Consider the following 21,841-nt stretch of genomic DNA (forward strand, 5'->3'; position numbering starts at 1 on the left):
TATGGACTTCATCAACCAAACGCTACCAGCCCGTTACAGCGCACCACCGACGCCACCTGCGTGTCAGGTCTTTGCCAGCTCCTCGATCAGAAAATCCCGAAAGGCCGCAACCGCTGCGGGCAGGTTGCGTCCGGCCATGCTTTGCAGTTCGATACGACGCGCCTTCATGCCTTCGTCGCTGATTGGCAGCGACTTGAGCTGTTTTTCGTGGGCGCGCTTGTCCAGCGTCATCTCGCTGGACAGGCTTATACCGCCCTCCTCACGCACAAACCGCAGTAGCGCGCCAATGTAATTGCTGGTCAGCACCGGATCGAACAGCAGGCCCTGCACCCCGCAACAGATGTCGAACAACTGGCGCAAGGTCGTGTCGGGATTGGTCAGGGCGATGGCATAGGGTTGCAGCTCGGCCAGCGAGACTTCGGTGCGTGAGGCCAGCGAATGGTTATGACTGACCACCGCGCAGATCGCACCGCTGTGAATGTGCTCGACCTTGATTTCGTTCTGCGGTGTCAGGCTGAAGGTCAGACACAGGTCCGCATCCCCGGAGCGCACCCGCTCGGTGGCCTGCGCCGGAGCACAGACCTCCATCGAGAAATGGATACCCTGATACTGCCGCCGAAAACGCGCAATGCACTGCGGCAGAAAATCCAGGGCAAAGCCCTCCGAGCAGGCAATTCGCACATGACCACGCTGCAAGCCTTGCAGCTCGGTGATTTCCAGCACGACCTGCTCTGCTTCCAGCTGTGATTTGCGCGCATAGGCTGCCAGACGGATACCCGCCTCGCTAAGCATCATGCCGCGTGCCTGGCGCTCGAACAGCACGGCATCCAGCTCGCGCTCCAGCTTGCTGATCTGTCGACTGACTGCCGAGGACGCGACATTGAGCCGTATCGACGCCTCGCTGATCGACCCGCAACGCGCCACTTCGAGGAAGTAGCGCAACGCGGTGGACTGTACGCCGTAGAGTTGCATCGCGGCTCCTGTGTTGCCTTTTCGGCAATGAAAGGTTCGAAATATTGTGCTTTTGGCATTGATACGCTTTGGCTAGAGTCATGTCGAGGCGCAACATCAATACAGCCCAATCAAAAGAACACTGCAGCCTCGTTTCTCCCCTCTTCTCGCATTTGCGACCCCACTGCCCTTTGATACATCCACTTTGCCTTTTGGAGACGACGGCATGGGAATCAAGGGTTTCGCTCGCAGCATCGCGCTATTGAGCCTGTTCAGCAGTTTTTCCGCCCTGGCTGGCAAAGCCGACGACACACTGGTCTACGCCTCCGACAGCGAACCGGAGAACATCAGCCCCTATCACAACGACCTGCGCGAGGGCGTGATTCTCGGTCGCCTGATCTGGGACAACCTGGTCTATCGCAACCCGGACAATGGCGAGTACCAACCCATGCTCGCCACCAGCTGGAAGCAGGTCGACGACACCACCATCGATTTCCAGCTGCGCGAGGGCGTGAAGTTTCACAACGGCGATCCGTTCACGGCAGATGACGTGGTATTCACCCTCAATTATGTGGTGTCGCCCGAGTCCAAGGTGGTCACCGTACAAAACGTCGACTGGATCAAGAGTGCCGAAAAACTGGGTGACTACAGCGTGCGCCTGCACCTGAAAAAGCCTTTCCCGCCTGCGCTGGAATACCTTTCCAACAATGTGCCGATGTTCCCGAAAAAGTATTTCGAAGAGGTCGGGATGGCAGGCTTCAGCCGTAAACCAATTGGCACGGGGCCTTACAAGGTGACGGCCATTGCTACCGGTGAAGGCGTGAAGATGAACAGGGCAGCCTGCGGCTGAAAATCGCCCGTTCTTACGATCGCGTAGCAGCAGAAACATCGATTTGAGCTTTGCCATGAGGCCCGTTATTGACCATCATGAAGCCTGCTTACCCACCGCTGCTGCTTCAGATGAGTCCTGCCTACACACCTCGACCGCTCAAAAACCTCTTCACCGCTAACCAGTGCTGGGCACACCTCCTCGAGGAGGGCGGCTTACGCGACATCGAAGTCGAGTCCGTCACCAAAATGCTCGCCTGCGGCACCTCGATACTGGGCGTCAAACACTACACCTGCGGCAACCACAGCTGCCCGCACGTCAAATACCTGTGCAACACCTGCCATTGCCGGGCCTGTCCCTCCTGCGGCAAAAAGGCCACCGACCAGTGGATCACCGTGCAAAACAACCGTCTGCCCGACTGCCCCTGGCAGCATCTGGTGTTCACGCTGCCCGACACGCTATGGCCCCTGTTCTTCTACAACCGCTGGCTGCTCGATGCGCTGTTTCGGCTGGCGGCCGATAACCTGATCTACGCCGCCAAGCGGCGCGGTTTGCGCGTCGGGATTTAAGGGGCGCTGCACACCTATGGCCGGCGGCTCAACTGGCATCCCCACGTCCACCTGTCGGTGACCGCGGGCGGCCTGGATGAGCAGGGCGTCTGGAAAAATCTGTCGTTCCACAAAGAGGCCCTGCGGCGGCGCTGGATGTGGCTGGTGCGCGATTACCTGCTGGGACAGCCGCTTTCGCAACTGACGATGCCGCCGCCGCTGGCCCACATCCTCTGTGAAAGCGACTGGCGCCGTTTGATACTGACCGCTGGTGGCCAGCACTGGCACATCCACTTGTCGAAGAAGACGAAAAACGGCCGAAAGACCGTCAATTACCTGGGCCGCTACCTGAAAAAACCGCCCATCTCGGGCAGTCGTCTGGCGCATTACACCAACGGGGCCACGTTGAGCTTCACCTACCTGGATCACCGCACACAGACCTATCAGCAGGAAACGCTGAGCCAGGCCGACATGCTTTTCCGGGTGGTGCAGCACATCCCGGAAAAGCATTTCCGGATGATCCGGTATTTTGGTTTTCTGGCCAATCGGGTCTGCGGGCAGTACCTGCCAAAGGTCTATGAAGCACTGAAGATGGCGACGCCAGGACCGACACCGAAGCTGTATTTTGTGCAGATGGCCAAAGCCTTTCTAAACGTCGATCCGTTCCGCTGCGTGCTGTGTGGCGCGCGGATGGTATACACGGCGGCAATCAGCGGGCTGACGGTGCAGGGACTGAACCTCAACGCTCAGGCGATTGCGCAGATGAGGTACGTGAAGCCCTGACAGGGCCTAGGTGCGTCCGCACCTAGGCTTCGCGGTGAAATAACCTGCATTAATGCTTGTTGATAGGGATTTTCACTGCATAAGTAACGCATCAGCGTCTTCCTACCCATCGCTTTGAAGGCATGACGCCTCCGTCATAGCGTCAGCCTGATGCATAGGCATTTTGAAATTCCTATGCATAAATTCCTATGCATCAAGCAAATTGCGGGTTGGTTGGCTCGGAATGAGCAGAAGTTGCTGGCTCATCCTGAGTTGCGGAGGAGTGAGCCTTCACCGCTCCGGGGAGTAATGGACACCCAAGAGCCGCCAACTACACCCTCGCCATCTAATCGGCCAGATGCAAAAAAAGAATCCAACGACGTGGCAAATACCTCATCAAAACCAGAGTGGCTGCAGCGACTCGATGCAGGTAACGAGTTTAATAGAGTTCAATCAAAAAATTACCCCTACAATGAGGTCTACATACAGAGGCCTGACGGCAATGGCTATTACCGACTAGATTCATACAACCCAACAACTGGAGAAATTATATCACGCAAATTAACTCAATTTTCAAAAATATCTGAATCCACCGCCAAAAGTTATATAAATGAAGCAATATCAAAGTACCCGAGCGGCTCTACTATAGCGAATGCTCCATCCAGTGGTTCTTTGGCAGGACAAAAATTACAGGGCGCTTTGATACTGGAAGTCTCACCTCAAACAGGTATAATACCCCAAACTATTTTAGACTCTGCAGACAAAGCAGGAGTTTTAATTAGAGATATCAACGGAAAGGTGTATTGATGAGTCCTTCTATTTTTTATTGCAAGTCCTGGTTCCGCCTTAAGCATCGTGCAATCGACCCTATGGACGAGGCTACCGCCAACGCTTTGCATTTGGCTAAAAAACCTTATACAGCGTTGATAGGCTCAGACTCTAAACCAGCTTGTTTCGTAGAAATGATTTTAGACAAGAACATGGTGGGCGTTGGATTTCTGGATGACCATCAGCGCGAATACCTTACCTATCAGTTCCAATGCCTGGATTCAGAAACGCTTTTCCTCACGATGGCAACCCATCGTGAATTTGATGACGCCGGGAAAATCTCAGTTGGAACCAGCTACATCTTCAAAGAAAGCGGCGAGCTTTTGATTCGTCGGGAGCAGCTAAACCCACATAAGCTTGAGGAAGCCAAATCGCATTTCGAGCCTAAAGACAATTACGAAAAAATCCCCGAGTTCGGCGATTACTCAAACGTAACCAAAGTCAACAGATGAGCGTGGAAAGCCTCTAGCAAATACTGAACTATTTGAATTTTCAGGAGCAGATACAGGAGGTGGAACTAGATTTAACTGCGCGAATACTCACGAGTAATGAAATGACTAATTTGACAGCATTTGATCTTGGAAACCTTATGAAGACAAATGAGAATGTAGCAGCATTTGGAACACCTGCCGACGCTGTGGCCGATGAGTTGATTATTAAGGCAGAACAGCGTTTAGGTCACCCACTGCCTGACTCCTACAAATGGTTTTTACGGAATTATGCGGGAGGAGAAGTAGGCACCGAGGAGATTTGCAGTATCTACGGCATGGACTTCGATAGTATACAGGGTGGAGATATTGTCTTCCAACATATTAACGAACTCAAAAACAAGTCGACCACCCCAGAAAAATTGGTCATCAGCAGAACGGACCTTGGCGAAGTTTTCTTCTTTGACTATAATACTTACAAAACAATGAATGCCAGATCTTCTTGAAAATACCTTCAGGAGCAGCGATCCTCTATGCAGCGAATTTTTATGAGTATCTTGTCAAAAGAATAATCGCCCACTCCTAAACGCAAAGCCAAACTGCAGCCTAATAACATCCCATCAACAATTCCGCCTCCCCCATTCATATCAAACAGATTCGCACCTTATATCATCAATTATCAAAAATTGAAGCCTGCCCCCATAACAAAAAGCCGGACATCCTCATGAAAACAGATCAATACGCCAACCTGAGCCGATTACTAGGTTGCTATTTTCATCAGGACTGGACGGAAGAGTTCTCGGACAGCAATCACGTGCTTGAAGAGATCGTAAAATGTGAACCCTTGAGCTGTTTGCGAGATAGCGTAAAAGAAATTGAGCATCTGTTAAGCCAGCCCATGACAGAAACAGACTACAGCGAAATAATGACAACCACATTGGGGTGCTATTTCGAGCCCAGCAGTAAACACACTCATTATTCGGATTGGCTATCCAAAATGGCCATTTACTTCACAAGCCAACAATAGCATCCATCTGTCCGCGAGACATCCAGCATGTGACATGACAAATCGAGGGGCAAAATCTGCCCCTCAACGTTGAAGCACGTTACTTGGGTAACGCGTAGGCAATCACGTAATCGCCACGATCCGGCGATTGGCGGGCGCCGCCGGCGGTGAGCAGGATGTATTGCTTGCCGGTTTTGGGCGACACGTAGGTCATCGGGCCGGACTGACTGCCGACTGGCAGACGGGCCTTCCAGACTTCGTTGCCGTTGCCGCTGTCGAAGGCACGCAGGTAGAAGTCCTGGGTACCGGCGAAGAACAGCAAGCCCGACTGGGTAGACAACGAAGCGCCCAGCGTCGGCATGCCAATCGGAATCGGCAGGCCCATGCGGATGCCCATCGGACCTGTGTCTTTCACGGTGCCGACCGGAACCTGCCACATCAGCTTTTTGGTTTTCAGGTCAATCGCCGACATGGTGCCGAACGGCGGTGCCTGGCACGGTATGCCGACGGCAGACAGGAAGCGCTGGCGCATGGCACCAAACGGCGTGCCGGTTTGCGGCACGACGCCCATCTCGATACCACTGGCACCGGCGGCGATCTTGTCGCGCGGGATCATGTAGTTGGCCAGGCCCAGGCGCATGTCATTGACGAACATATAGTTGTTGGTCGGGTCGACCGAGACGCTGCCCCAGTTCATGCCGCCCAGCGAGCCGGGGAACTGCAACGCAGGGGCCAGGCCTGGCGGTGTGTAAACGCCCTCGTGACGCATGCCTTTGAAAGCGATGCGGCACATCAGCTGGTCGAACGCCGTAGCACCCCACATGTCCGACTCTTTGAGGGTCTGGTTGCCAATCGACGGCATGTCCACCGAGAACGGCTGGGTCGGCGAATAGCGCTCGCCCGGCACATTGCCCTGCGGCACAGGGCGTTCTTCGACACGCGAAATCGGCACGCCGGTTTCGCGGTTGAGCAGAAAAATCTCGCCCTGCTTGGTGACTTGCGCCAATGCCGGCTGCGTACCGCCCTTGCCGTCCGGGATGTCATACAGCAACGGCTGCGCCGGAATGTCGAAGTCCCATAGATCATGGTGGGTCATCTGGAAGTTCCAGCGCACCTGACCGGTCTTTACGTCCACCGCAACGACTGATGAGGACCATTTGTCGTCCTGCTCGGTACGCGTCCCGCCGAAGAAGTCGGGTGTAGCGTTACCGGTCGGCAGGTAGATCAGGCCGAGCTTGTCATCGTAGGACATGGCCGACCAGACGTTCGGCGTGCCACGCGTATAGGTTTCGCCTGCTGGCGGACGCTTGTTGGTATTCGGGTTACCCGGATCCCATGCCCAGACCAGCTCGCCGCTGTGTACGTCGAAAGCACGCACCACGCCTGGAGGTTCGCCGGTGGAGAAGTTGTCGGCAACCCGACCGCCCACCACAACCACATTGCCCGCCACCAGCGGCGTCGAGGTCTGCTGGTAGTAGCCTTCCTTGACTTCGCCCATGTCGGTTTTCAGATCGACTACGCCTTGATTACCAAAGTCCTTGCAGGTCTCGCCGGTCCTGGCATCGAGTGCGATCAGGCGAGCGTCGCCAGTCGGCAGAAACACGCGTGTGGCGCACGCGGCGGCTGGCTGGGCAGGTGCGTCGGGTGCAGCTGCGGGTGCGGGGAAGTAGCCCAGGCCTCGGCAGCGCTGCCAGTTGGGCGCACTGCCCTGCGGGTCGAACTTCCAGCGCTGAGTGCCGGTGTCAGCATCCAGTGCGAATACTTTGCCGTAGGCGGTGCAGGTGTACACCGTGTCGCCGATCTGCAGCGGGGTGTTCTGGTCTTCTGCACCGGCACCTGTGCTCTGCGGAATGTCGCCGGTGTGGAAGGTCCAGGCAACCTGCAGCTTGTCGACGTTGCTCTTGTTGATCTGATCCAGAGCAGCGAACCGGTTACCTGCCGGGGTATTGCCCCAGTGTGCCCAGTCCTTCTGCTCGGCACCCGGTGCCACCGGGACAATAGCCGGCACGCTGCTGGCGCTGACCACATGGCTCGGAACGAACATGTAGCCGATGGTCGCCACAACACCGATGGCCAACAGACCGGCCAGACCATAGGCACCGCGGCCTGCCTGAGCACCCGAAGCGCGAACCAGTGTCGGGTAGATCAGCGCAATCACCAGGCCGATCACGGCAAAGGTCAATAGGCGGGACACCAGCGGCCAATAGTGCAGGCCTGCATCCCAGATAGCCCAGACGGCGGTCAGTATCAGGGCGATGCCATACAACCCGGCACCTTTGGGTTTGCGCACGGCGATCAGCGCACCACTGACCAGCATCGCCAGTCCCATCAGCAGGAAGAACCAGCTGCCGCCCAATGTCACCAGATAGCCGCCGCCACCTGCCAGACCGAGCCCGATCAGGGCGATCAGTACTCCCAGCCCAAGCAGCAGCAACCTGCCGCCAGTTCCTGTGTCTTGCTTGTTCGTCATTTTTCAAACCTGTCGGATTTTTACAGCCGAACAGAATGTACCAAACGGTTCATAATGACAAATTGTCGCAGGCTGCCAAGCTTCTGGAACAGGCTTTTGCGGGCGATCAGCGCACAGTTTTTGCGTTTATGCGCACGCCTGTAGCGCCATGCCGTCCCGACCGATCAATACATGGCCCGGCAGTCCTGGCGGCAGCCCCATCAACCACGCATCCAGCGTGTGGCCGATGTGCGTCAATACCGCCTTGCCCGGTCGCAACTGGTCGATGGTTTGCAGCGCCAGGGTCAGGTCATTGTGATTGCGTGGCGGCTGAGGCTGTGGGGGCATGGAACAATCGAGAATCAACACATCCAGCGGTTGGCGTTGCAAAAACTCGCAGGTCGCGTCGGGCAAGCCGACTGTGTCGGTCAGGTAGGCAAAACGTTGCCCATCGCCTTCAAACATGTACCCGAACGTGGGCTTGGAGTGCGTCAGCGGCAACGCCGTGACCTGCAGTGCGCCCAGTGCCCGGGTTTCGAAGGCTGCAAACGGCTGGCTGAAATCGAGAATGCCGGGGTGCTTGTAGAGGTCGGCCAGGCCTTCCGGGTCCGCCGGGCCGTGGACCGGAATCACCAGCCCCTGGCCCCAGCGCAGATGCAGCAGGCCCTGGGCATGGTCGGCATGGTAATGCGTCTGCAGGATGCCACTCAGGCTGCGCGGCGGGAAACGTTCGGTAAGGTCGGTCAGGCCGCTGTCGATCAACCAGCGCTGATCGGCGCATTCAATCAGCGCACTGCACGGCAAGCGTCGCAGGTCCTGATTCGCCCGCGCCGCCGAGCAGGCCGGGCACTGGCAACCGTAGACGGGCACCTGTCGTGCGTCACCGGTGCCCAGCAGGGTCAGGCGCATGCGTCACGCCGCTCCATCAGGCCGATAAGCGTGGCGACGGTCTGTTGCAGATCACCCGAATTATCCAGCGGGAAGACCTGCGGATTGTTCGCCAGTAAATCCCCGGCAAAGCGCGAGTTGCGCGCTAGGCGCTCCTCGATTTCCGCAAGGGTTTCCCTGTTGCGCGCCAACAGCCGTTGGCGCAGCACGTCCTGATTGACGGTCAGCAGCACCGCCAGCAGCGTCGGGTAACGCAACTGCGCTTTCTGCAGATGCGCCCGGGAGCCGTTGATCAACACGTCGTGGCCCTCCAGCAGCCACTGATCGATCTCGATGGGGATGCCGTAGTGCAAGCCATTGGCCTGCCAGCTCAAGGCAAACGCGCCACGCTCGCGCATCTGCTCGAACTGTTCGACCGTCACCGCCTGTGCCGCCTCGCCCACCGCTTCGGCAGAACGGGTGATCACCCGCCGTACAACCCGGCAGTTGCGTTGCGCCAGCGTTTCACGGGCTGCATCCAGCAGGCTGTCCTTGCCTGAACCGGACGGCCCGATGAGATAGATCAACCTGCCAACCATCAAAACACCCTCTTGCCTTGTCGCCAGACCTTGTCGATAACCGGCAGGCCTGCATGATTGCGCGCCTGAATCAGATCAGCGCGCAGACCGATGCGAATCTCGCCCCGATCCGCCAACCCTGCCGCAACGGCGGGCGTGCGGCTGACCATATTGATCGCGTGCGGCAGCTCGCAGTCGTTGTCCTGTTCGGCCAGCATGAACGCGGCCTGCAACAGGCTGGCTGGGTAGTAATCGCTGGACAGAATGTCCAGCAGCCCGTGTCGGGCCAGCGATGCTGCCGCCACGTTACCGGAGTGCGAGCCGCCGCGCACGATGTTCGGTGCGCCCATCAGCACACTCATGCCCAGTTGCCGACAGCCACGGGCCGCTTCGAGTGTGGTCGGGAATTCGGCGATGTTCATGCCGAAACCTGCCGATTCCTCGACATGCGTCATGGTTGCGTCGTCGTGGCTCGCAATCGACAGGCCGCGCGCCAGGCACAGTTCGACAATCGCGCGCCGGTAGCGGTCGGCATACTCGGTGGAATTGGCCACCTGTTCGACGATAAAGCGGTCCATTTCCTCATGACTCATGTGGTACTTGCCCATGTAGTACTCGCGGTACTTGGACTCCAGGGCAAATTGGCGCTGGCCGGGCGCGTGGTCCATCACCGAAACCAGTTGCACCAGTGGCTGGTCCACCAGGTCACGAAACACGCTCAGGGTATCCGGATGACTGACCTCACAACGCAGATGCAAAAGGTGCTCGGCGCGGGTCAGGCCCGCTGCGTTGGCGTCGGCAATCGCCTGAAGCATTGCGGGCAGTTGCTGCATGCGCTTGCCTTTGGGGTTGATGTCGCCAATCGACAGTGCATCGAACACCGTGGTAATCCCGGCCGCGACAATTTGCGCATCATGGCTGATCACCGCCGACATCGACGGCCAGTCGACACCCGGCCGCGGCGACAGGTGCTTCTCCAGATTGTCGGTGTGCAACTCCACCAGGCCCGGCAGCAGGTAATCGCCCTGCATGTCCTGAGCCTGTCTCAGTTGGCTGCGCCCGCTCTGAACCTCGGCAATCAGGCCGTCGCGGACCACAACTGTGCCGACGAACACCTGCTCGGCAGTCACCACACGGGCGTTACTAAAGATCTGTTCGTTCAGCATTGCAGCAACTCCTTGGCGGTGAGGTCCACCGGGCTCATGTCGAGTTGACGATTGGCGACTGCCTCGCGGGCGTCGCGGTCATGAAAAATACCGATCAGTGCGGCACCGGCCTGTTTGGCCTCGTCGACCAGCTCCAGCACCACCTGACGGTTGGCGTCGTCCAGCGAAGCCGTCGGTTCGTCGAGCAATAAAACCGGCCACGGCACCATGAATGCCCGGGCGATGTTGATACGCTGCTGTTCACCACCGGAAAAGGTGCTGGGAGCCAGTGGCCAAAGGCGCTGGGGAATGTTCAGCCGGTTCAGCAGCAGTTGCGCGCGCTCCTGAGCCTGTTCGCGCGACCATCCGCGTGCGAGTGCCGGCTCCATCACTACATCCAGGCTGGAGACACGCGGAATGACGCGCAAGAACTGGCTGACATAGCCGAGCGTTTTGCGCCGCACCTCAAGCACCTGGCGCGGGGTTGCCCCGACCAGTTCGGTCCACTCGCCTTCGTGCTGTACGCGGATGCTGCCAGCGGCAGGCAGGTAGTTGCCGTACAAAGTGCGCAACAATGTGCTTTTGCCCGCGCCGGACTGCCCGCTGAGCACCAGGCATTCGCCAGCGCGCACCGAGAAACTGAGCCCGTGCAGCACATTGAGGACCACGCCGTTGTGCTGGTGCAGGGTGAAGGTTTTCGACAGGTCACGGACCTCGATCAAGGTTGTCATCGGGCTCACCTCTTCTGTACAGGCTGTTCGGACAGTGCGGCTCATGGCTGCAATACCGAGGACACCAGCAGTTGTGAATACGGATGCTGCGGGTCATCGAGAATCTGATCGGTCAGGCCGCTTTCGACCACTTCCGAGCGACGCATGACCATCAGCCGATCAGCCAGCAACCGTGCGACCGCCAGGTCGTGAGTGACGATGACCACGGCCAGGTCCAGCTCTCGAACCAGACCACGCAACATGTCGAGCAACCGCGCCTGCACCGACACATCCAGCCCGCCGGTGGGTTCGTCCATGAACACCAGTCTGGGACTGGACACCAGGTTGCGGGCGATTTGCAGGCGTTGCTGCATGCCGCCGGAAAATGTGCGCGGCAGATCATCAATGCGCAGCGGGTCGATCTCGACCTGGCTCAGCCAATCCACCGCTGCACTGCGCAATTGCTGATAATTGCGCACGCCCTGGGCCATCAGGCGCTCGCCGATATTGGCTCCGGCAGAGACGCCCATGCGCAAACCGTCACGCGGGTTCTGCTCGACAAAGCCCCACTCGGTACGTAACAAGGTGCGACGTTGCGCCTCACTGGAACTGTACAAATCAAACCAGTTGCCATCCTTGCTTCGATAATCGATGTTGCCGCGATCCGGCGGGCAGCGCCCGCTCAACAGCGACAGCAGCGTGGACTTCCCTGAGCCGGACTCGCCAACGATGCCCAGCACTTCGCCGGGGTACAGATCGAAACTGACGTCCTGACAGCCTTTCTGCACACCGTACAGGCGAGTCAGGCCGCGTACCTTGAGCAGCGGCTGCACAGCGTCAGGAAGGCGCCCGCCCGCTGCGTCCAACGAACGTGCACTGATCATCGGTCGTTCTCCTGCTGTTTGACGCGCTGGGCGCAGTAATCGGTGTCGGAGCAGACAAAGCTCTGCGTCCCGGCATCGTCGAGAATCAGCTCGTCGAGAAAGGACTCATGGCTGCCGCAGATTGCACAGGACTGCTCCCAGCGCTGCACTTCAAACGGGTGATCTTCAAAGTCCAGACTTACCACCCGGGTAAACGGCGGTACGGCATACAGACGCTTTTCCCGTCCCGCACCAAACAGCATCAGCGCAGGGCTCATGTGCAGCTTGGGGTTGTCGAATTTAGGGATCGGCGACGGGTCCATCACGTAACGCTCATCGACCATGACCGGGTAGGCGTAACTGGTAGCGATGTGGCCGAAGGTAGCGATGTCTTCGTAGAGCTTGACGTGCATGACACCGTAATCATCCAGCGCGTGCATGGTGCGGGTCTCGGTTTCCGAGGGCTCGATGAAACGCAGCGGCTCGGGAATCGGCACCTGATAGACCATGATCTGATCGGCGTGCAACGGTGTTTCCGGAATGCGGTGACGGGTCTGGATGACAGTCGCCTCGGGGGTGCGCTCGGTGGTGGCGATACCGGCCGTACGGGCAAAGAAACGCTTGATCGAGACTGCGTTGGTGGTGTCGTCAGCGCCCTGGTCGATGACCTTGAGCACATCATCGGCGCCCAGGATCGCAGCGGTCAGCTGCATCCCGCCGGTGCCCCAACCATAAGGCAGCGGCATCTCGCGCCCGCCGAACGGTACCTGATAACCGGGAATCGCTACCGCCTTGAGCAAGGCACGGCGAATCATGCGTTTGGTCTGCTCGTCCAGATACGCGAAGTTGTAGGCGTCATCCCGTGCGGGCCTTTGCTCTGCGGTGTTCATCGGTGCATTAGTCATTGGTCGCTCTCCGGTTGCGGTGCGGACTTGCGCAGCTTGCGGATCAACTCCAGCTCGGACTGGAAGTCCACGTAATGCGGCAGCTTGAGGTGCGAGACAAAACCGGCCGCCTCGACGTTGTCGCAATGCGCCAGCACGAACTCTTCCTGCTGGGCCGGCGAGCGGACTTCTTCGTTGAATTCCCCGGCGCGCAACGAGCGGTCCACCAGTGCCATGCCCATTGCCTTGCGCTCTGCGTTGCCGAATGCCAGGCCGTAGCCACGGGTGAACTGCGCAGGTTCGCTGGCCGAGCCGACGAACTGGTTGACCATCTCGCATTCAGTCACTTCGATGTCGCCGATTACAATCGGAAAACCCAGTTCTTCAGGCTCTATCCAGACCTCTACCTCGCCGATGCGGATTTCCCCGGCGAACGGATGGTTGCGGCCGTAACCACGTTGGGTCGAATAACCCAGCGCCAGCAGGAAACCCTCATCGCCACGGGCCAGCGCCTGCAAACGCTGGGCACGACTGGACGGATACTCGAGCGGTTCGCGGGTGATGTCCGCAACGCTCTTGCCATCGTCCACTTCAGGTTTGATCAACCCTTCTTTGGCCAGCAACCCCAGCACTCGCGGGCAGGGTTGCAGCGTTGCATCCGGCGCCACGTCCGGGCCAGGGTGCTCGCCTTCGGCCAGCAAGGTGAAATCCAGCAGGCGGTGGGTGTAGTCAAAGGTCGGGCCCAGCAATTGCCCGCCGGGGACGTCCTTGAACGTGGCAGACAAGCGCCGGTTCAGCTGCATGTTCGAGGTGTCGATGGGCACGCTGACGCAAAAACGCGTCAGCGTCGTGCGGTAGGCGCGCAGCAGGAAGATCGCTTCGATCAAATCCCCCGCCGATTGCTTGATCGCCAGTGCGGCCAGCTGCGGGTCGTACAGCGAACCCTCGCTCATGACTCGCGCAACCGCCAGTGGCAACTGCTGGCGGATCTGCTCGACATCGAGCTCGGCAATGCTTGTATCGCCACGGCGCTTGTTGGCCAGCAGGCGGTGGGCGTTATCGATGGCCTGTTCGCCACCCTTCACGGCGACGTACATCAGGCACACTCCTGCACGCGGGTGCTGCGTGGCAAGCCGAGCATCTGGTTGCCCGACACAAAGAACACGTCCAGCCCGCAGGGGAAGACATTCCGTGCTTCACGCTCGGTCCAGAACGCTTCGTCCAGCGGCAAGGCCACAGAATTTTGCTGCTCGATGCCGGGACCGCTCCAGGCAAGGGTCTGTCCGCCTTGCAGGCCTGGCAACTGAATCAGCAAGGTGCAGGACTGATCAGGGTAACGGTCGTTGCCGGTATCGAAACCGTGCAGGTCCCCGACAGTCGACGCATCGAGCAACGCGAAACGAGCAGCACTCCGGTCAGTGACAATCGGGCTGCCGCAATGAAAGGCAATGTTCGCGCGAATCGCCGGGGTATCAAACTCAGGGGCAAGCCAGAGTGGAGTGTCCAGGTCCAGCAGCGCCAGGCACAAGGCATGAGTGGCACTGTCCAGGCCCTGCAAGGCAGGCGGCTGATGTCTGGTGGGCAGGGTCTGGATCATACCCGGACCGGACAAAGCCTTGAGTGCTATGCGAAAACTGCGCTGGGCATCCAGCACCGGATCGGTGAAGGCAGGTTGCAGAAGGACGGCATTCATCAGTCTTCTCCTCGGACCAGGGTAAAGAATTCTACTTTGGTTGCAGCGGCTTCTGCGTCCTTGCGTGCCCGACGCTCGGCTTGCGCACGCGCCAGGGGCTCGATCAGTTCGGACAGCCACCAGGCCTGTTGCGCGCCTTGCAAATGGGCATCGGCCAGCGCCGCCAGTTCGGCATGGCGCTTGTCGCGTCCGGCCAGGTAGCTGTAACCCGTGCGCCCATCGGCCAGACGGACCACGCAGCGGGTAACGCTCATCTCGCCAAGATTGAACGCCGAACCGGTGCCGCCCATGCGACCACGCACCAGGGTCATGCCGATTTCCGGGGCGCGGATCATCTGGTAATCGGTGTCGCGCAACGCCGCCTCGTGACGCTGCAACTGTTCGCGGCTCGGCTCATCGACAAGGGCGCGCGCCAGTACGCCCATCCAGTGCTGCCGTGCGGCCGTTTCAGGGGTTGCTTGCATGGAACACCTCGATGTCAGTCAGTCGTTGGGGTGACGGCGATCTGGTTGAACGCCACCTGATACTGGAAGCGGTCGCAGCGGCTGGCCGAGCGGGAAAGCTCCACCGGTCGCCCCGATCGGTCACACGAAACCGTCAACACCGTCAGCGCCGGCATGTGCCGGGGCATCAGCAGCAGCCCGGCCTCTTCACGGGACGGCAGGCGTGCTCCGATCAGGCTCTGCGCGCGGCTCAGCGGCAACTCGCGCTCAGCCAAGTACTGGCGAACCGAGCCACCCTGATAGTCAGCCAGCACATCGCTGTAGCGGGCGCTGTAGCGATGGCAGATCAGGCTCACAGGCTGGCCATCCAGCTTGCGTAACGTCTGCATTTCGATCAGCGGCGCATGCTCGGCCAGCCCCAGATGCAGCGCATCTTCGTGACTGGCGAGGCATTCGCGGCGCAACAGCAGAATCGCTTCCACGCCGATGCCTTGTGCCGACAGCGACTGGCTGTAGGCGCTGTCGGCCTGCATCGGGTAGATCAACGGACGTTCCAGCACTTGCGTGCCCTTGCCCTGGCGTCGCAACACACTGCCCTCACGGACCAGTTCATCGACCGCTCGGCGGATCGTATGGCGGTTGACACAGAAGCGTTCGGCCAACTGAAACTCGGCAGGCAGATAATCGCCGGGCCGATACGAGACCAGCTCATCGCGCAGGGTTTCAGCCAGTTCGAGGTACATCGGCTCAGCTTGTCTAGACAACTGCATGATTAAAAAAAGTGTTCATTGAACACCCCTCTTCCGTCAGATGAATTGCTTGCGCAGGCGCTGCGACATGATGTCGATGACGCTTACCACAACGATGATCACCAGCAGCACAGCGCTGGTCTGGACGAACGCAAAGGCCCGGATATTCTCCCAGAGAATGACCCCGATGCCGCCTGCACCGACCATGCCCACTACGGTCGCCGAGCGCACATTGGATTCGAACCGGTATAAAGCATAGGAGATCCATAGCGGCATAACCTGAGGAATTACACCGTAGATGACTTCCTGTAAAGCACTGGCACCGGTCGCACGTACCCCTTCGACAGGACCAGGCTCTATGGCCTCGACGGCTTCGGCGAACAGCTTGGCGAGCACACCGGTGGTACTGATCCAGAGCGCCAGCACCCCGGCAAACGGCCCCAGCCCGACCGCGACCACAAACAACATCGCAAAAACCATCTCATTGATCGAGCGAAAGGCGTCCATGCAGCGCCGCAATGGCAGGTGAATCCACCACGGCGTGATGTTCTCGGCGCAAAGAACGCCCAGCGGTATCGAACAGACAATCGCCAGCGCCGTACCCCACAGGGCAATCTGGATGGTCACCAGCATTTCCTTGAGGTAGCTGCGCCACTCACGGAAGTCCGGCGGGAAGAAATCGGCGGCGAAGGTCGCCATGTTCGACGAGTCCCGAACCAGCGTCATCGGGTTCATTTCCGCGCCCTGCCAGGCCCAGGCCAGTGCCGCAAGCAACACCCCCCAACCCAGGTAACGGGACCAGTTGGGCTTGCCCGCAGCCTGGGCATAGGCAACTTGAGTGGTCATGGCGAACTCCTGATAGTGATCGATTGGCTCAACCTGCAGAGCTGTCTGCCGTTTTCTGGTTCAGCTCGGTGATGCGCTCCTGCAACTTGTTCAGGCTGGCGTCGATGTCCTTGAGGCGGGTCGCTTTCTCCTGAGCATCCAGCGTGGTGCTGGCGGCCACCTCAGTACGCTGTTTGAACAGCTCAAGCTGGCGAATAGGCAACAACTGGTCGTCGCTGGACTTGAGGAACTTGCCCATCTGCATGTTCTTCAGGACGGTTTTCTCTTCAGCGGTATTGCCATAATCGGTGAAGAAATCACGGATCTTCGCCTTGTTTTCGTCCGACAGCGCCTTGCTCCAGACAATCGGGTCGGCTGGAATCAGCGGCGACTTCCAGATCACCTTCAACTGCTCGACCTTGTCCGGTTGAGTCACGGCCAGGCGGTCCCAGCTTTCGGTATTGAAGGTCGCGACATCCAGCTGACCTTTGGCAACACTCAGGGCATTGACCTCATGGCTGGAGTTCAAGGTGCGCTTGAAGGCGGTGGAGGCATCCACGTGGTTTTTGGCAAATACGTAATAGCCAGGCACCAGATAACCCGATGTGGAGTTCGGGTCACCGTTGCCGAAGGTCAGACTCTTGGCGTTCTTGAGCATGTCTTCGACGGAGTTGATCGGGCTGTCCTTGCGCACGATCAACAGGCTCCAGTAGCCCGCATCGCCGTTGGCGGCAGACGTCTGGGCAAAGATCTCGCCATTGGAGCGGTCTACCGCTTCCATCGCGGCCTTGTTGCCCAGCCAGGCCACATCGACCTTGTTGAAGCGCATGCCCTGAATCAGACCGGCGTAGTCCGAGGCAAAGGTGGCATTGACCTTCAGACCGGTTTTGCGGCTCATGTCATCGAGAAACGGCTGCCAGATACTTTTCAGGTTCTGCGATGACTCGGTGGACATGATGCCGAAATTGATGGCTTTTTCTTCTGCAGCCTGGACCGTGCCCAACGCGCAGGCGGTCAGCAAGGCGGCAGAGGCGAGAAGACGACCGATACGCTTGAACATGCAGGCTCTCCTGATAAATAGGGTGATGTTGAAAAGCTTCAGACTTTGGCCAGTTCCAGACGCGGCTTCTGCCGAACGCGACGGCTTCGTTCGGTGATCATCAGGCTCGCGTCCGCGTCTGCACCGTAGAGGTCATTGAGGAACTGTTTGCTGAGATCCTGCGCCAGGCCATCAAAATGGATCCGCCCGCCCTTGAGGGCCACGGCACGCGGGCAATAGCGCACCGCGTAATCCACCTGATGCAGGGTGACGACGACGGTCTTGCCATCGCTGCGATTGATGTCGGCAAGAATTTCCATGACCCTGCGGGCCGATTCGGGGTCCAGCGAGGCAATCGGTTCGTCAGCAAGGATCACTTCGGCGCGCTGGGTCAAGGCACGAGCAATCGCCACTCGTTGCTGCTGGCCGCCAGACAGGGTCGAAGCCCGCTGGGTGGCAAGATCTGCCAGCCCTACCCTGTCCAGCGCGGCCATCGCACGCTGTTTTTCCTCGCGATTGAACAGCGCCAGACTGCCGCGCCAGCGCGGCATGCGTCCCAGACAACCGAGCAAAACGTTGTCCAGCACACTGAGGCGATTGACCAGATTGAATTGCTGGAAGATATAGCCGATATCGGCGCGCAGGCGTCGCACCTGACTGTTAAGACGACCGGACGACTGAACCTCGCGCCCCAGCACCTGAACCTGACCGCCATTGCTGCGATCACAGCACGCCAGGCCGGCAAGATGGCGCAGCAAGGTTGACTTGCCAGAGCCGGAAGCGCCAATCAGCGCAACCATCTCACCAGGTTGTATAGACAATGCAAGGTCAACCAACGCACTTTTGTGCGAGAAGGTCTTGTTCAGGCCCTGTACATGAATGGCATCGTTCATGAGGCTTCTCGGTCTGCGCACGACCCAGGACAGGTCGTATTCGGTTGTCAACCAAACTGAACCTGTGTTGTTGCAGCCTCATGAACCGTGAGTGACTAGCTGATAACAGTTTGTCGCAAAAGGTGTTGCAGCGTCACGAAATGCATTACCACGCGGAGCGTGGTAATGATCATCATCGTGGTTTGAGCCTATTTACAGGCCCATCGGGACCTGTACATCACGATGAGCCCTCCGCTTGGTACAGACAGCTGCCGGATCAGATCCGGAAGCTGCCGACCAGTTGCTGCAAGCGGGCAGCCTGCTCTTCCAGCGAGTTGCAGGCGTCCAGGGTCTGGCGCAGATTGTCGACGCCCAGCTGGTTGAGGGTGTTGATATGAGTGATGTCGACATTGATCGACTCCACCACCGAGGTCTGCTCCTCCGTTGCTGCGGCCACCGACTGGTTCATGCCGTTGATCTCTTCGATGCGTCGGGTCACGCTGCCCAGGCGCTCGCCAGCGAGGTTGGCGATGCCTACGCTGTCCTCGCTCTGACGCTGGCTTTCAGTCATGTTGACCACTGCCTCACGAGCGCCGACCTGCAGCTCTTCAATCATCTTCTGCACTTGTTGCGCCGAATCCTGAGTGCGGTGCGCAAGGTTACGCACCTCGTCAGCCACCACGGCAAACCCGCGCCCGGCTTCACCGGCACGCGCCGCCTCGATGGCCGCGTTGAGCGCCAGCAGGTTGGTCTGCTGGGAAATGCTGGTGATCACTTCGAGAATCTGCCCGATGTTGGCGGTCTTGCCATTCAGGCTTTCGATGTTCACGCACGACTCGCTGATCTTGCCGGACAGCTCGTTCATGGCCTTGATGGTCTGCTGCACAACGTTCTGGCCGTCGCTGGCCAGGCCGCTCGCATCGCTCGACTGCTGCGAGGTGCGCGAAGCATTCTGGGCGATTTCCTGGGCGGCGGCACCCAATTCGTTGATCGCCGCTGCCACGCTTTCAGTGCGGTTGGCCTGCTGGTCGGAGTTGTCCATCGACGCGTTGGAGACCTTGACCACTTGTGTGGCCACCGCCCCCAGTTGCGCGGCAGTCGAGGCCACTTTGCGGATCGAGGTATGGATACGTTCGACAAAATGGTTGAACGACTGCGCCAGGGCACCGAATTCGTCCTGCGATGTGATGGCCAGACGCTTGGTCAGATCGCCCTCGCCGTCAGCGATATCTCGCATCGCGCGGCCCATCTGATGCAAGGGTTGCATCAACACCCGGATCAACAAGCCCAGCAGCAGGATGATCACCATCACCACAACCACCATCGCGGTGATGGCCGAGGTACGGAACTCGGTCAACATGGCGTAGGCGGAATCCTGTTCCAGTACCAGTGCCACGTACCAGTTGGCCGTCGAGACACCTTGAACGGGCGTGAAGGAAATGATCTCCGGCTTTTTACCGGAGTCGATTTCACTCACCCCGGCAGCAATTTTCGGAGTGTTGGTCGGGTAGGCTTCACTGATGTTCTTGAGCACCAGTTTGCTGTCCGGGTGCACCAGAATCTTGCCGTCGGCACTGACCAGAAACGCATAACCATGGCCATCAAAGTTCAGCGAGTTGATGATCTTGGTGACGTTGTCCAGAGCGATATCAGCACCGGCCACGCCCACGAACTGATTCTGAAACTTGACCGGTGTGGCCATGGTCATGACCAGCTTGCCGGAAGATGCCGCGATGTAGGGTTCGGTCACAATGGTGCCGGGCGCATTCTGTGCCGCCTTGTACCAGCCACGTGCACGCGGATCGTAGTCAGCGGGGCGATTGGCCGACGGCACCGAGAACATCACGCCATCGGTGCTGCCAAAGTAACTCAACTGAAAACTTTCGCTGTAGGCAGGCAGGCCGATGGCGCGCTGCAACTGTGGCAGCTCCTTGCCATCCGCGGCGACTTGCTGCGACATCGATTGCAGTAATTGCATGCGGCTTTCCAGCCAGGTCTGGATGTTCTGCGTGGTGAGCGTACCCAGTTGTTGCAACTCGGACCTGACGCTGGATTTGAGCGACTGACGTTGTCGATAGTCATTGATGACAATGAACACACTGAACGCGACAACCACAATCAATGCGGCGGCGAGAAGAATTTTCTTGCTGAAACCCAGACTTTTCATAGCGGTTACTTCCACGGCAAAAACCAATAAGGACGATCTCTGAATCGCCAATCAAACTTCCAACTGTGCCGTCCTTTTCACGTAACAACCTACAGGCCGTTCAGCAACCGGAGTCGGTACACCAGCGCCTGCCATGTCGATCATCAGGCAGGTTCAGGTACCGAAACCTTACAGAGACGCTTGTATCGCCATATCGGCCGAGATGGACGAGTCCTTGATTATTTTTTCGAAGCGTGCTGAGACCTGTCTCCCACAATCGGCGGTGAAACGTGCAGAGCCGGAAAAACTGGCTATGGTTGAATCATCCTCGCCGTGCAGAGGATGGTCTTGCCATGCTGAGTATCGAAAAACTTTCTGACGATTTGCACAGTCTCCCGAGCATTCCCAAGGTGGCTCAGGATCTGATGCTGCAATTTGACAACCCGTCCTCGAACCTGGAAAGCATTGCGCGAAACATCGAGAAAGACCCGGTGATTGCTGCCAAGGTGCTGCGCCTTGCCAACTCGGCGCGGTTTCGCGGCTCGCGAGAATCCTCCAGTATCGAAGACGCGGCCATGCGCCTGGGTTTCAACACCCTGCGCACCCTGGTAATGGCCTCGGCAGTGACCGGCGCGTTCAAAGCCGGGCCAAGTTTTGACCTCAAAGGGTTCTGGCTCAAAAGCTTTCAGGTGGCAGGGATCTGCCGGATGCTGGCGAAACAGACGGGTGTCGACCCAGAAATCGCCTTTACCTGCGGGGTCATGCATAACATCGGCGAACTGCTGATCCAGACCGGCGCGCCCGACGTTGCAGAGCGCTTGAACAACGCAGCCAAGGCCGGTACACCGGGGCGTGCAGCCAACGAAACCCTGCAACTGGGTTTCAGCTACCCGGAAGTAGGCGCAGAACTGGCCAGTCGCTGGCATCTGCCAGAGCTGATCAAACAGGCTATCGCCTATCAGGCAACACCGCTGAAGGCTCCGGCCGACGCACCGCTGCCAAAGATCGTTGCTCAGGCCATCACCATCTCCGATGCACTGGAAGCCCACGGCGGCGCAACTGTGCAAGCGCAGCAGGCCTGCGGCGGGCCATTGATGGAAGGAGTCGATCTGGACGCACTGTTTGCCGGGCTGCCAGCGGTGCTTGAAGCCGACAAGGCGTTCTCCGACCTGTTGAGCTAAGCCGGCCACTCTCCACGGCTGCAAGAGCGGCCATGGCGTGAGTGC

The 21,841-nt window shown here is 58.7% G+C and carries 19 protein-coding genes and 5 pseudogenes; 7 read left to right on the forward strand and 17 right to left on the reverse strand.

Annotation, left to right across the window (positions count from 1 at the left end):
- Positions 1-63 precede the first annotated feature (63 nt).
- Complete coding sequence (locus FFH21_RS15530; protein WP_011168868.1) at positions 64-972, reverse strand: LysR substrate-binding domain-containing protein; 909 nt, start codon at positions 970-972, stop codon at positions 64-66.
- A gap of 205 nt (positions 973-1,177) precedes the next feature.
- Between FFH21_RS15530 and FFH21_RS15535 the strand changes: the two are divergent.
- The 6 genes and pseudogenes from FFH21_RS15535 to FFH21_RS15570 form a co-directional block, all read left to right on the forward strand.
- Positions 1,178-1,786: pseudogene (locus FFH21_RS15535) on the forward strand (ABC transporter substrate-binding protein); the annotation flags it as partial.
- Positions 1,787-1,878: 92 nt separating this feature from the next.
- A pseudogene (locus FFH21_RS15545) lies at positions 1,879-3,111 on the forward strand (IS91-like element IS801 family transposase).
- Positions 3,112-3,306: 195 nt separating this feature from the next.
- Positions 3,307-3,897 (forward strand): annotated as a pseudogene (locus tag FFH21_RS15555) (hypothetical protein); the annotation flags it as partial.
- On the forward strand, positions 3,897-4,370 hold the full coding sequence (locus FFH21_RS15560; RefSeq protein WP_004665578.1) for a hypothetical protein: 474 nt from the start codon (positions 3,897-3,899) through the stop codon (positions 4,368-4,370). The pseudogene FFH21_RS15555 and the gene FFH21_RS15560, both read left to right, overlap by 1 nt.
- Positions 4,371-4,471: 101 nt before the next feature.
- Positions 4,472-4,932 (forward strand): annotated as a pseudogene (locus tag FFH21_RS15565) (SMI1/KNR4 family protein).
- A 138-nt stretch (positions 4,933-5,070) separates the two neighbouring features.
- Positions 5,071-5,373, forward strand: a complete 303-nt coding sequence (locus FFH21_RS15570; protein ID WP_004643190.1) for a contact-dependent growth inhibition system immunity protein — start codon at positions 5,071-5,073, stop codon at positions 5,371-5,373.
- A gap of 79 nt (positions 5,374-5,452) precedes the next feature.
- Here FFH21_RS15570 and FFH21_RS15575 read toward each other — a convergent pair whose 3' ends face one another.
- From FFH21_RS15575 to FFH21_RS31065, 16 genes and pseudogenes are all read right to left on the reverse strand, one after another.
- Complete coding sequence (locus FFH21_RS15575; protein WP_011168872.1) at positions 5,453-7,822, reverse strand: glucose/quinate/shikimate family membrane-bound PQQ-dependent dehydrogenase; 2,370 nt, start codon at positions 7,820-7,822, stop codon at positions 5,453-5,455.
- 126 nt (positions 7,823-7,948) lie between these two features.
- Positions 7,949-8,710: a phosphonate metabolism protein PhnP gene (gene phnP, locus FFH21_RS15580; RefSeq protein ID WP_004665581.1), complete on the reverse strand. Its 762-nt coding sequence runs from the start codon at positions 8,708-8,710 to the stop codon at positions 7,949-7,951.
- Entirely contained in the window at positions 8,701-9,267 is a 567-nt protein-coding gene (gene phnN / locus FFH21_RS15585) for a phosphonate metabolism protein/1,5-bisphosphokinase (PRPP-forming) PhnN (RefSeq protein ID WP_004665582.1), read from the reverse strand. Before phnN ends, phnP begins: the two co-directional genes overlap by 10 nt.
- Entirely contained in the window at positions 9,267-10,412 is a 1,146-nt protein-coding gene (locus tag FFH21_RS15590) for an alpha-D-ribose 1-methylphosphonate 5-triphosphate diphosphatase (protein ID WP_004658085.1), read from the reverse strand. Before FFH21_RS15590 ends, phnN begins: the two co-directional genes overlap by 1 nt.
- On the reverse strand, positions 10,406-11,122 hold the full coding sequence (gene phnL / locus FFH21_RS15595) for a phosphonate C-P lyase system protein PhnL (protein ID WP_004665583.1): 717 nt from the start codon (positions 11,120-11,122) through the stop codon (positions 10,406-10,408). The genes FFH21_RS15590 and phnL overlap by 7 nt, the downstream gene beginning before the upstream one ends.
- 41 nt (positions 11,123-11,163) lie before the next feature.
- Complete coding sequence (gene phnK / locus FFH21_RS15600) at positions 11,164-11,985, reverse strand: phosphonate C-P lyase system protein PhnK (protein ID WP_004665584.1); 822 nt, start codon at positions 11,983-11,985, stop codon at positions 11,164-11,166.
- A complete protein-coding gene (locus FFH21_RS15605) occupies positions 11,982-12,854 on the reverse strand; it encodes an alpha-D-ribose 1-methylphosphonate 5-phosphate C-P-lyase PhnJ (protein ID WP_371217813.1) in 873 nt (290 codons plus the stop codon). The genes phnK and FFH21_RS15605 overlap by 4 nt, the downstream gene beginning before the upstream one ends.
- Before the next feature lie 11 nt (positions 12,855-12,865).
- Positions 12,866-13,945: a carbon-phosphorus lyase complex subunit PhnI gene (locus tag FFH21_RS15610; protein ID WP_004658083.1), complete on the reverse strand. Its 1,080-nt coding sequence runs from the start codon at positions 13,943-13,945 to the stop codon at positions 12,866-12,868.
- The gene (phnH, locus tag FFH21_RS15615) at positions 13,945-14,541 is read right to left on the reverse strand and encodes a phosphonate C-P lyase system protein PhnH (protein ID WP_004665586.1); all 597 of its coding nucleotides are present in this window, start codon (positions 14,539-14,541) and stop codon (positions 13,945-13,947) included. Before phnH ends, FFH21_RS15610 begins: the two co-directional genes overlap by 1 nt.
- Positions 14,541-15,005 (reverse strand): phosphonate C-P lyase system protein PhnG, encoded by a 465-nt coding sequence (gene phnG, locus FFH21_RS15620; RefSeq protein WP_004658080.1) that lies wholly within the window; start codon positions 15,003-15,005, stop codon positions 14,541-14,543. The genes phnH and phnG overlap by 1 nt, the downstream gene beginning before the upstream one ends.
- A gap of 14 nt (positions 15,006-15,019) precedes the next feature.
- The gene (phnF, locus tag FFH21_RS15625; protein ID WP_002553871.1) at positions 15,020-15,754 is read right to left on the reverse strand and encodes a phosphonate metabolism transcriptional regulator PhnF; all 735 of its coding nucleotides are present in this window, start codon (positions 15,752-15,754) and stop codon (positions 15,020-15,022) included.
- Between the two features lie 36 nt (positions 15,755-15,790).
- Complete coding sequence (gene phnE, locus FFH21_RS15630) at positions 15,791-16,579, reverse strand: phosphonate ABC transporter, permease protein PhnE (protein WP_011168875.1); 789 nt, start codon at positions 16,577-16,579, stop codon at positions 15,791-15,793.
- A 28-nt stretch (positions 16,580-16,607) separates the two neighbouring features.
- Positions 16,608-17,618, reverse strand: coding sequence for a phosphonate ABC transporter substrate-binding protein (gene phnD, locus FFH21_RS15635; RefSeq protein ID WP_011168876.1), 1,011 nt, complete (start codon positions 17,616-17,618; stop codon positions 16,608-16,610).
- 38 nt (positions 17,619-17,656) lie between these two features.
- Complete coding sequence (gene phnC / locus FFH21_RS15640) at positions 17,657-18,490, reverse strand: phosphonate ABC transporter ATP-binding protein (protein WP_004658077.1); 834 nt, start codon at positions 18,488-18,490, stop codon at positions 17,657-17,659.
- Positions 18,491-18,746: 256 nt separating this feature from the next.
- Entirely contained in the window at positions 18,747-19,511 is a 765-nt protein-coding gene (locus FFH21_RS31060; protein WP_371217815.1) for a methyl-accepting chemotaxis protein, read from the reverse strand.
- Positions 19,512-19,604: 93 nt separating this feature from the next.
- Positions 19,605-20,636 (reverse strand): annotated as a pseudogene (locus FFH21_RS31065) (cache domain-containing protein); the annotation flags it as partial.
- Positions 20,637-20,968: 332 nt separating this feature from the next.
- On the opposite strand from FFH21_RS31065, the gene FFH21_RS15655 reads away from it, so the two are divergent.
- Complete coding sequence (locus FFH21_RS15655) at positions 20,969-21,796, forward strand: HDOD domain-containing protein (RefSeq protein WP_011168878.1); 828 nt, start codon at positions 20,969-20,971, stop codon at positions 21,794-21,796.
- The last annotated feature ends 45 nt before the right edge of the window (positions 21,797-21,841 follow it).

This window comes from Pseudomonas sp. KBS0707 (assembly GCF_005937945.2).
Taxonomy (GTDB): Bacteria; Pseudomonadota; Gammaproteobacteria; order Pseudomonadales; family Pseudomonadaceae; genus Aquipseudomonas; species Aquipseudomonas amygdali.

Coding starts and splice junctions, on each gene's coding strand:
- FFH21_RS15530 (WP_011168868.1), bottom strand. CDS start 972: ATGCAACTCTACGGCGTACAGTCCACCGCGTTGCGCTACTTCCTCGAA.
- FFH21_RS15560 (WP_004665578.1), top strand. CDS start 3,897: ATGAGTCCTTCTATTTTTTATTGCAAGTCCTGGTTCCGCCTTAAGCAT.
- FFH21_RS15570 (WP_004643190.1), top strand. CDS start 5,071: ATGAAAACAGATCAATACGCCAACCTGAGCCGATTACTAGGTTGCTAT.
- FFH21_RS15575 (WP_011168872.1), bottom strand. CDS start 7,822: ATGACGAACAAGCAAGACACAGGAACTGGCGGCAGGTTGCTGCTGCTT.
- phnP (WP_004665581.1), bottom strand. CDS start 8,710: ATGCGCCTGACCCTGCTGGGCACCGGTGACGCACGACAGGTGCCCGTC.
- phnN (WP_004665582.1), bottom strand. CDS start 9,267: ATGGTTGGCAGGTTGATCTATCTCATCGGGCCGTCCGGTTCAGGCAAG.
- FFH21_RS15590 (WP_004658085.1), bottom strand. CDS start 10,412: ATGCTGAACGAACAGATCTTTAGTAACGCCCGTGTGGTGACTGCCGAG.
- phnL (WP_004665583.1), bottom strand. CDS start 11,122: ATGACAACCTTGATCGAGGTCCGTGACCTGTCGAAAACCTTCACCCTG.
- phnK (WP_004665584.1), bottom strand. CDS start 11,985: ATGATCAGTGCACGTTCGTTGGACGCAGCGGGCGGGCGCCTTCCTGAC.
- FFH21_RS15605 (WP_371217813.1), bottom strand. CDS start 12,854: ATGAACACCGCAGAGCAAAGGCCCGCACGGGATGACGCCTACAACTTC.
- FFH21_RS15610 (WP_004658083.1), bottom strand. CDS start 13,945: ATGTACGTCGCCGTGAAGGGTGGCGAACAGGCCATCGATAACGCCCAC.
- phnH (WP_004665586.1), bottom strand. CDS start 14,541: ATGAATGCCGTCCTTCTGCAACCTGCCTTCACCGATCCGGTGCTGGAT.
- phnG (WP_004658080.1), bottom strand. CDS start 15,005: ATGCAAGCAACCCCTGAAACGGCCGCACGGCAGCACTGGATGGGCGTA.
- phnF (WP_002553871.1), bottom strand. CDS start 15,754: ATGCAGTTGTCTAGACAAGCTGAGCCGATGTACCTCGAACTGGCTGAA.
- phnE (WP_011168875.1), bottom strand. CDS start 16,579: ATGACCACTCAAGTTGCCTATGCCCAGGCTGCGGGCAAGCCCAACTGG.
- phnD (WP_011168876.1), bottom strand. CDS start 17,618: ATGTTCAAGCGTATCGGTCGTCTTCTCGCCTCTGCCGCCTTGCTGACC.
- phnC (WP_004658077.1), bottom strand. CDS start 18,490: ATGAACGATGCCATTCATGTACAGGGCCTGAACAAGACCTTCTCGCAC.
- FFH21_RS31060 (WP_371217815.1), bottom strand. CDS start 19,511: ATGGACAACTCCGACCAGCAGGCCAACCGCACTGAAAGCGTGGCAGCG.
- FFH21_RS15655 (WP_011168878.1), top strand. CDS start 20,969: ATGCTGAGTATCGAAAAACTTTCTGACGATTTGCACAGTCTCCCGAGC.